This window comes from Pseudomonas sp. SDT291_1_S447 (assembly GCF_054070155.1).
The window spans coordinates 1-8,234 of record NZ_JBSVXS010000173.1 but is presented as its reverse complement, the minus strand read 5'-3'; the positions used below and the strand labels follow the sequence as shown (position 1 = coordinate 8,234).

General features: G+C 60.5%; 8 protein-coding genes. 5 read left to right on the top strand and 3 right to left on the bottom strand.

Annotation, left to right across the window (positions count from 1 at the left end; genetic code table 11):
* Window positions 1–62: 62 nt before the first annotated feature.
* Both ACW9IR_RS27510 and ACW9IR_RS27505 read right to left on the bottom strand, forming a co-directional pair.
* A complete protein-coding gene (locus ACW9IR_RS27510; protein ID WP_457465762.1) occupies window positions 63–944 on the bottom strand; it encodes a dihydrodipicolinate synthase family protein in 882 nt (293 codons plus the stop codon).
* A 22-nt stretch (window positions 945–966) separates the two neighbouring features.
* Complete coding sequence (locus ACW9IR_RS27505) at window positions 967–1,749, bottom strand: aldolase (protein ID WP_102900219.1); 783 nt, start codon at window positions 1,747–1,749, stop codon at window positions 967–969.
* A 106-nt stretch (window positions 1,750–1,855) separates the two neighbouring features.
* Between ACW9IR_RS27505 and ACW9IR_RS27500 the strand changes: the two genes are divergently transcribed.
* Entirely contained in the window at window positions 1,856–2,398 is a 543-nt protein-coding gene (locus ACW9IR_RS27500) for a helix-turn-helix domain-containing protein (protein ID WP_102900220.1), read from the top strand.
* Between the two features lie 99 nt (window positions 2,399–2,497).
* Here ACW9IR_RS27500 and ACW9IR_RS27495 read toward each other — a convergent pair whose 3' ends face one another.
* Window positions 2,498–3,517 carry a DUF4917 family protein gene (locus tag ACW9IR_RS27495; protein WP_457465760.1) on the bottom strand — a complete coding sequence of 340 codons (1,020 nt, stop codon included), beginning with the start codon at window positions 3,515–3,517 and terminating at the stop codon, window positions 2,498–2,500.
* A 156-nt stretch (window positions 3,518–3,673) separates the two neighbouring features.
* On the opposite strand from ACW9IR_RS27495, the gene yiaY reads away from it, so the two are divergent.
* From yiaY to ACW9IR_RS27475, 4 genes are all read left to right on the top strand, one after another.
* A complete protein-coding gene (gene yiaY, locus ACW9IR_RS27490; protein WP_457465758.1) occupies window positions 3,674–4,822 on the top strand; it encodes an L-threonine dehydrogenase in 1,149 nt (382 codons plus the stop codon).
* A 68-nt stretch (window positions 4,823–4,890) separates the two neighbouring features.
* Window positions 4,891–5,802 (top strand): LysR family transcriptional regulator, encoded by a 912-nt coding sequence (locus ACW9IR_RS27485; protein ID WP_102900223.1) that lies wholly within the window; start codon window positions 4,891–4,893, stop codon window positions 5,800–5,802.
* Between the two features lie 249 nt (window positions 5,803–6,051).
* Window positions 6,052–7,245, top strand: coding sequence for a CaiB/BaiF CoA transferase family protein (locus tag ACW9IR_RS27480; RefSeq protein ID WP_457465756.1), 1,194 nt, complete (start codon window positions 6,052–6,054; stop codon window positions 7,243–7,245).
* The gene (locus tag ACW9IR_RS27475; protein ID WP_457465755.1) at window positions 7,242–8,168 is read left to right on the top strand and encodes a hydroxymethylglutaryl-CoA lyase; all 927 of its coding nucleotides are present in this window, start codon (window positions 7,242–7,244) and stop codon (window positions 8,166–8,168) included. Before ACW9IR_RS27480 ends, ACW9IR_RS27475 begins: the two co-directional genes overlap by 4 nt.
* Window positions 8,169–8,234 lie beyond the last annotated feature (66 nt).

The following is an 8,234-nucleotide window of genomic DNA, read 5'->3' as shown; positions in this document are numbered from 1 at the left end:
ACTGCCCAACCGCTATCGCGAGCAGGCTCACTCCTAAATTGGTTTTTGGGGTGTCAGTGAGATCAGCGCAGGGTCTTCAGGATCGTTTGCAGCTGAGTCTGGCCAGCTTCACTCAGCGGGAATACCGGTAAGCGTGGATCGCCCACCTCCAGCCCGGTCTGTCGCAACCCGGACTTGATCGTCGCCGGCAAGCCACCCTTCAAGATGAAATCCAGCAGCGGCAACTGGCGATAGAACAGATCCCGCGCCCGATCCAGATCGCCGGCCATGGCCGCGTCATAAAGATCCAGGTTCAACTGCGGAATAAGGTTCGGCGCCGCCGTGCACCAGCCTTTCGCCCCGGCGGCGAACGCTTCCAGCGCCAGCGGATTGCAGCCGTTGTAGAACGGCACCTGGCCTTCGCCGAGCAATTGCAGCTTGTGCATGCGCTGAATATCGCCGGTGCTCTCCTTGACCATGGTCACGTTTTCCACGCCATTGACGATGCGTAGAATCAAATCCACCGACATGTCGGTGCCGCTGGTGGCCGGGTTGTTGTAGAGCATGATTGGCACGCCGATACTCTCGCCGATGGCACGGTAGTGCGCGAGGATTTCCGCCTCGGTGAGTTTCCAGTACGAAGCCGGCAGCACCATTACCACATCGGCGCCATGGGCTTCAGCGAAACGCGCGCGGCGTACGGCTTTGGCGGTGGTCAGGTCGGACACGCTGACGATCGTCGGCACGCGTTTGGCAACGTGCTTGATGCTGAACTCGGCAACCTGATCCCACTCCGCATCGCTCAGGTAAGCGCCTTCGCCGGTGCTGCCCAATGGCGCAATGGCGTGGACACCGCTGTCGATCAGGCGATCGATCGATTGACCCAGGGCGGGCAGATCCAGACCTTCGCCGTTGGCGCCGAACGGGGTGATGGTGTAGCCGATGATGCCGTGAATAGTGGACATGGGAATCTCTCCGTAACAGGTTTCAGTTCAGGCAATCGGCGTGTTGGCGCAGGTTCTGCCGGGCGTAGTAGTTGAAGGCAGCAGCGTGGCGTTTCGGCTTGGCGATCCAGTCATGCGCCTCACGGCCCAGTTCAGGGATGATCGGTTTGATCGTGCCCGCCGCCATCGCCAGCAGTTGCAGCTTGGCCGCGCGTTCGATCAATTGGGCGATCACACAGGCCTCTTCAATCGTCGTACCGGTCGACAACTGACCGTGGTGCGAAAGCAGGATCGCGCGTTTGTCGCCCAGCGCACCGGCAATCAGCTCACCTTCTTCATTGCCCACCGGCACGCCCGGCCAACCTTCGAGAAACGCGCAGTCTTCGTACAGCGGGCACAAATCCATGTGGGAAATCTGCAGCGGCACCTCCAGCATCGACAGCGCTGCCACGTGCGTCGGGTGGGTGTGAATGATGCAATTCACATCCGGGCGAGCGCGGTACACCCAGCTGTGAAAACGGTTGGCCGGGTTGGCCATGCCGTGACCTTCGAGGACTTCCAGGTCCTCGTTGACCAGCAGCAGATTGCTCGCGGTGATTTCGTCGAAACCCAGGCCCAATTGCTGAGTGTAATAGGTGCCGGGCTGCGGGCCACGGGCAGTGATTTGTCCGGCCAGGCCTGAGTCGTGACCGTTCTCGAACAGAATCCGGCAGGTCAGGGCCAGCTTTTGCCGGTCTGTCCACGTATTATCCGCCAGGCTTTTTTGCATCTGGGTCAGCGCTTGCTTGACCAGTTGGTCTTTGGGTAGTGCTAATGTCTTGGCCATGTCTGTGTCCTTTGGGTGATTGCAAATGACACTAAAGAGGCTATATGACACAAAGTGTCATTGGCAAGCACAAATCGTCGCTTCCTTGCTGGAATAACCGCCGCGCATGTCTATCCGTTTGAAATTATTGAGAAAAAAACTTGGCGTAACCCTTGAGGCACTGGCCGAAAAATCCGGCATGACCAAGAGTTATCTGTCCAAAGTCGAGCGCGGGCTGAATACCCCGTCGATTGCTGCCGCGTTGAAACTGGCGAAGGCGCTGAACGTGAAAGTCGAGGAATTGTTCTCCGAAGACAACGTCAGCCTCGACAGCTACAGCCTGGTGCGCAGCCACGAGCGCCAGTCACTGGCGGCGAATGACCAGAGCCCTGGCTACGCAGTGCTCGCGCATCAGGTCAGCGAGCGCAACCTGCTGCCGTTCATCATCTATCCGCCGAAAGAGTTCAGCGACAAGACCTTCAAGGAGCACTTGGGCGAGGAGTTTCTGTTCGTTCACGAAGGGCAGGTCGAAGTGGATTTCATGAACGAGAAGGTGCTGCTGGAGCGCGGCGATGCGTTGCACTTCAATGCGCAGAAACCGCACCGGATCAGATCGGTGGGGGATGTGCAGGCGCAGTTGCTGGTGGTGGTGCACAGCGCCGAAGAATGAGTTGTCTGCTAAAAGCTTCGCGAGCAAGCTCGCTCCCACAGTAGTCCGCGTTCCAATGTGGGAGCGAGCTTGCTCGCGAAGGCGTCGGTGCGGTCTACATCAAACCTCGACGGGCACCGATAACTTCGGATTGCCGAGCGCATGGCTCTTCGCATCAAAAAACCGCAACTCAACGCCCGTGCCTTCGAACACCTGCGCGTAATGCCGCTTCTGATGCTGAACAAACGCCGCACTGCGCGGATAAATCGAGATCGCCACCACCTGCGGTTTCGCCAAACGCAGCGCCCGCACGATATGCGCATCCTGCTCGCCCAACGCATGACCAAAAATGCATAAACTGCCGCCATGCCCGAGCAATTGCTCATAACAGAACGACAGATAGTCCGAACTGCGAATGGTCTTGAGCTTGTCCGCACTCGGCCCTTCGGTGACGAACAGCGGTACGTCATCCAGCGTCTTGATCGTATTGTTGATCGCGAAGCTGCCGAGCAGCGTGCCTTCGGTTGAGGTCAATTTGCGCGCGGTGCCGTCCTGATTGCGCACCAGATGCAGACCGCCGTGCAGGTACAACAAGCGCGGTTTGTCGGTGGTGCTTTCGCTCAGGTCGAAACTGGCATTCGGACCATTGAACAGATCGTCGATGGCGTCGCTTTGATGCTGCAGCGCCCAGTAGTTGAGCAAGTCGTAATTGGTGGTGAACACCGTGCGATAGCGCGCCAGTTCTTCATTCAGCGTCGCCAGCGTCGAAGGCTTCACCAGTCGCCACGGAATGTGCACGGCGTGCACGGTGTTGATCAACGCTTCCTTGATCGCGTAGTAGCGATTGCGCGGTGCCGCCGAGCTGACGGCCAGGGCCTTGTTGACCCGGCTGGTGGTTTTCAAGGCACCAAGCACCTGCTCGAAACTGCGCGTCTGCATCGCGTCAAACACCGCCAGCTCAGACGGGCTCAGCGGTTTCTCCTCGACGGTTCGGGCGTTTTCGAACAGCGAGTCATAGCCGAAGTCATCCCACACCGCACGACTGGCGCCATTGCCCACCAGCAAACCGTTGAAGTCGGTCGCGGCGCGCAGGGTGTTCCAGTCTTCGAGGCTGGCGTCGACATCGAGAAAATCGGTCATTGCGTAGGCGGTCTCAAAACATAAGGGCTGATGGACGGCGACTTTATCACGAGCGGGCATTGAGCCAGATCAACATCGCTCGTGACCGATCGGTCGATGCTGTGTCTATCCGCCGAACCGGAGCAGTCGATTCGGCCCCTGTCAGGAGATGCGCGCATGACCAGCACCTTTTTCATTCCGGCGGTAAACATCATGGGCAACGGCTGCCTCGACGAAGCCATGGTCGCCATTCGCAACTACGGTTTTCGCAAAGCGTTGATCGTCACTGACGCGGGCCTGGCCAAGGCTGGCGTGGCGACGATGGTTGCCGAGAAACTGGCGATGCAGGACATCGATTCGGTGATTTTTGACGGCGCCAAACCCAACCCGAGCATTGCCAATGTCGAGTCGGGGCTGGGATTGCTCAAAGAGAGTCGCTGCGACTTCGTTGTGTCGCTGGGCGGCGGTTCGCCGCACGACTGCGCCAAAGGCATCGCCCTGTGTGCGACCAATGGCGGACAGATCCGTGATTACGAAGGCATCGATCAATCGAGCAAACCGCAACTGCCACTGATCGCGATCAACACCACTGCCGGCACCGCCAGCGAGATGACCCGGTTCTGCATCATCACCGACGAATCGCGCCACGTGAAAATGGCCATCGTCGACCGCAACGTCACGCCGCTGCTGTCGGTCAACGACCCGGAGTTGATGGTCGCCATGCCCAAAGGTCTGACGGCCGCCACCGGTATGGACGCGCTGACCCACGCCATCGAAGCCTATGTCTCGACCGCTGCCAACCCGATCACCGATGCCTGCGCGTTGAAGGCGATGACCCTGATCAGCAACAACCTGCGCCTGGCCGTACGTGACGGCAGCGACCTCGCCGCGCGGGAAAACATGGCGTACGCGCAGTTCCTCGCCGGCATGGCGTTCAACAATGCGTCGCTAGGTTACGTGCATGCGATGGCGCATCAGTTGGGCGGGTTCTACGACTTGCCCCATGGCGTGTGCAACGCCGTGCTGCTGCCCCACGTGCAGACGTTCAATGCGCTGGTCTGTGCCGAGCGGCTGACCGATGTGGCCCACGCGATGGGCGCCGACATTCGTGGTTGCAGTCCGGAAGAAGGCGCGCAAGCGGCCATCAGCGCCATCCGTTGCCTGGCCAAAGACGTTGAGATTCCCGGTGGCTTACGTGAACTCGGCGCCAAGCTCAGCGACATCCCGTTACTCGCCAGCAATGCCCTGAAGGACGCCTGCGGTCTGACCAATCCTCGGGCGGCGGATCAACGCCAGATCGAGGAGATCTTCCGCAACGCGTTCTGAGACGGGTACAGCGATGGCGAACGGCGTTATGCTCAAGGCCCGTTCGCGCCACCCTCGCCGAGTCTCGCATGCTGCAAAAAAGCCTGATCCGCCGCCTCGACCTGATCACCCTGCAACTGTTTGTTGCCGTGCACGAAGAGGGCACGCTGACCCGCGCCGCCTCGCGCGAAGCCATCGCGGTGTCGGCGGCGAGCAAACGGCTGATGGAGCTGGAAGAGGCGCTCGGGATCAGTTTGTTCGTGCGCCAGGCCAAGGGCATGACGCTGACCCCGGCCGGGGAAACCTTGTTGCACCATGCCCGGCAGATGCTGTTCAACGTCGAGAAAATGGGCCTGGAACTCGGTGAACACAGCCACGGTGTGCGGGGTTATGTGCGCATGCTGGCGAATCTGTCGGCGATCATTCAGTTTCTTCCCGAAGACTTGCGCGATTTTTCCGCGCAGCATCCGCAGGTCAAGACCGACCTGGAAGAACGGCCCAGCGCCGGGGTGATTCAAGGCGTGCTCGATGGCGTCGCGGATCTCGGTATCTGCTCCAACGACAGCGACATCAAAGGCCTGCACAGCGTGTTGTACCGTCAGGACAAACTGGTTGTCGTGATGTTGCCCGAACATCCTTTGGCCGCGCGTGAATTCGTTGCCTTCAGCGAAACCCTCGACAGCGACTACGTCGGTTTGCACGCCGCCAGTTCGATCAACATGCGCACCCACGCGGCGGCTCGTCAGGCCGGTAAAGTCCTGCGTATTCGCATTCATGTGCCGGGGTTCGATGCGGTGTGCCGGATGGTTCAGGCCAACATGGGCATCGGCATTTTGCCGCAGCGCGCGTATGAACTGTTTGGTCAGGCACTGGGGTTGCACGCGGTGCCGTTGACGGATGACTGGTCGGATCGCGCGTTGATTGTGGTGGTGCGCGATGAGGCGCGGTTGTCGCCGGTGAGTCGGTTGTTGTTTGAGCATTTGCGGGGGCAGGGCGCTTAGATCTCCAGTGAATGTCCCGGCCTCTTCGCGAGCAAGCTCGCTCCCACAGGGATCCGTGGCGGCTGCAGATTCTGTGTTCAACACATATCCACTGTGGGAGCGAGCTTGCTCGCGAAGGCGGCCGTGAATCCACCACAGCCCCTCGAGCGTTCGCATTTGGCGAACGCCCATTGCCGAGAGACGGCTGGATTGCCCGATCATCGTTCCTCTAGCCTTGGTGCATATTCCAAGAACAAGAGGTACCCCGCGATGACTGCCCCTTTGAGTGCGATCAAAGTGATCGAGATCGGCACCCTGATCGCCGCGCCGTTTGCCGCGCGTATGCTCGCCGAGTTCGGCGCCGAGGTGATCAAGATTGAAGCCATGGGTCAGGGCGACCCGCTGCGCAAATGGCGCAAGCTGCACGAAGGCACGTCGCTGTGGTGGTACCTGCAATCACGCAACAAGAAATCGCTGGCGCTCAATCTGAAATCTGCCGAAGGCATCGAACTGGTCAAGCAACTGGCCAGCGACGCTGACGTGATCATCGAAAACCTGCGCCCCGGTGCGCTGGAAAAACTTGGTCTGGGTTGGGACGTGCTCCACGCGCTCAACCCCAATCTCACCCTCGTACGCATCTCCGGTTACGGCCAGACCGGCCCGTACCGCGACCGTCCCGGTTTCGGCGCGATTGGCGAAGCGATGGGCGGCATTCGCTACACCACTGGCACCCCCGGTTCGCCACCGGCGCGGGTCGGCGTCAGCCTCGGTGATTCGCTGGCCTCGCTGCACGCGGTGATCGGCGCGCTGATGTCGTTGTTGCGGGTCAAGACCGGGCAGGGCGGCGGACAGATCGTCGACGTGTCGCTGGCCGAAAGCGTGTTCAACGTCATGGAAAGTCTGGTGCCGGAATACGACATGCAGGGCCATGTCCGCGAACGCAGCGGCGGCGCCTTGCCGGGCATTGCACCGTCGAACACTTACCTCACGGCGGATGGTGCTTACGTGGTGATCGCCGGCAACAGCGACCCGATTTACAAGCGGCTGATGCACACCATCGGGCGCGATGATCTGGCTGACGCAGAGGAATTCGCCCACAACGACGGTCGCGCCGCCAAGAGCGGTTTGCTCGACGCCGCGATCACCCACTGGACCAGCAGCCTGCCGATCCACGATGTGCTCGCGGCGCTGGAAGCGGCTGAAGTGCCGGCCGGGCGCATTTATTCGGTGGCCGACATTGTGGCCGATCCGCACTATCAGGCGCGGGACATGTTGCTCAACGCGCAACTGCCCGGCGGCGCAACCGTGAAGATGCCCGGCATCGTTCCGAAACTCTCGGAGACCCCCGGCGGCGTGAACTGGTCGGGGCCGACACTCGGCCAGCACACCGACGGCATTCTCACCGGCCTCGGCCTGACTGAACTCGACATTGAACGCCTGAAAAGCCAAGGGGTGGTGCAATGATCACGGACTATTCGCAAACCTTGATCGTCCAGGAAGTCTCGCCGCGCGACGGTTTGCAGATCGAGCCGACCTGGGTGGAAACCGCTGACAAGATCGCCCTGATCAATCAGCTGTCACTGGCCGGTTTCAGCCGTATCGAGGCCGGCTCGTTCGTGTCGCCGAAAGCGATTCCGGCGCTGCGTGATGGCGAGCAGGTTTTCACTGGCATTGAGCGACAACCTGGGGTGATTTACGTCGCGCTGATTCCCAACCTCAAAGGTGCGCAGCGTGCACTGGAGGCGGGCGCCGATGAACTGAATCTGGTGATGTCCGCCAGCCAGACGCACAACATGGCCAATATGCGCATGCGCTGTGAAGACTCGTTGGCGGCGTTCGGTGACATCGTTTCGTTCGCCAGCGGTTCCGGCGTGCGCCTCAATGGTAGCGTTGCTACCACCTTCGGTTGCCCGTTCGAAGGTCAGATTGACGAGGATCGCGTGCTGCAAATCGTCGACGCTTATCAGGAACTCGGCATCGCGGGTATTACCCTCGCCGACACCACTGGCATGGCCAATCCGCGACAGGTGGATCGCTTGGTGCGGCGGGTGTTGCAGCGGGTTTCGCCGGCCGATCTGACTTTGCATTTCCACAACACTCGGGGTCTGGGGCTGTGCAATGTGCTGGCGGCTTACGAGGCGGGCGCTCGGCGTTTCGACGCGGCGCTCGGTGGTCTCGGTGGCTGCCCGTTTGCGCCGGGTGCGTCGGGCAATATCTGCACCGAAGACCTGGTGAACCTGTGCGATGAAATCGGCATTCACACCGGCATCGACTTGCCGCTGCTGCTGAAACTCTCGCGCGGCTTGCCGGATCTGCTGGGCCACGAAGTCCCCGGCCAACTGGCCAAGGCCGGACGCAACTGCGACCTGCACCCGATTCCCATCTGAATATACAAATCCCCCTGTGGGAGCGAGCTTGCTCGCGAAGGCGGTATGTCATTCACATTTGATTTC

Excerpts from the sequence above, each read along its gene's own strand:
- ACW9IR_RS27510 (WP_457465762.1), bottom strand. The coding sequence starts at position 944 with ATGTCCACTATTCACGGCATCATCGGCTACACCATCACCCCGTTCGGC.
- ACW9IR_RS27505 (WP_102900219.1), bottom strand. The coding sequence starts at position 1,749 with ATGGCCAAGACATTAGCACTACCCAAAGACCAACTGGTCAAGCAAGCG.
- ACW9IR_RS27500 (WP_102900220.1), top strand. The coding sequence starts at position 1,856 with ATGTCTATCCGTTTGAAATTATTGAGAAAAAAACTTGGCGTAACCCTT.
- ACW9IR_RS27495 (WP_457465760.1), bottom strand. The coding sequence starts at position 3,517 with ATGACCGATTTTCTCGATGTCGACGCCAGCCTCGAAGACTGGAACACC.
- yiaY (WP_457465758.1), top strand. The coding sequence starts at position 3,674 with ATGACCAGCACCTTTTTCATTCCGGCGGTAAACATCATGGGCAACGGC.
- ACW9IR_RS27485 (WP_102900223.1), top strand. The coding sequence starts at position 4,891 with ATGCTGCAAAAAAGCCTGATCCGCCGCCTCGACCTGATCACCCTGCAA.
- ACW9IR_RS27480 (WP_457465756.1), top strand. The coding sequence starts at position 6,052 with ATGACTGCCCCTTTGAGTGCGATCAAAGTGATCGAGATCGGCACCCTG.
- ACW9IR_RS27475 (WP_457465755.1), top strand. The coding sequence starts at position 7,242 with ATGATCACGGACTATTCGCAAACCTTGATCGTCCAGGAAGTCTCGCCG.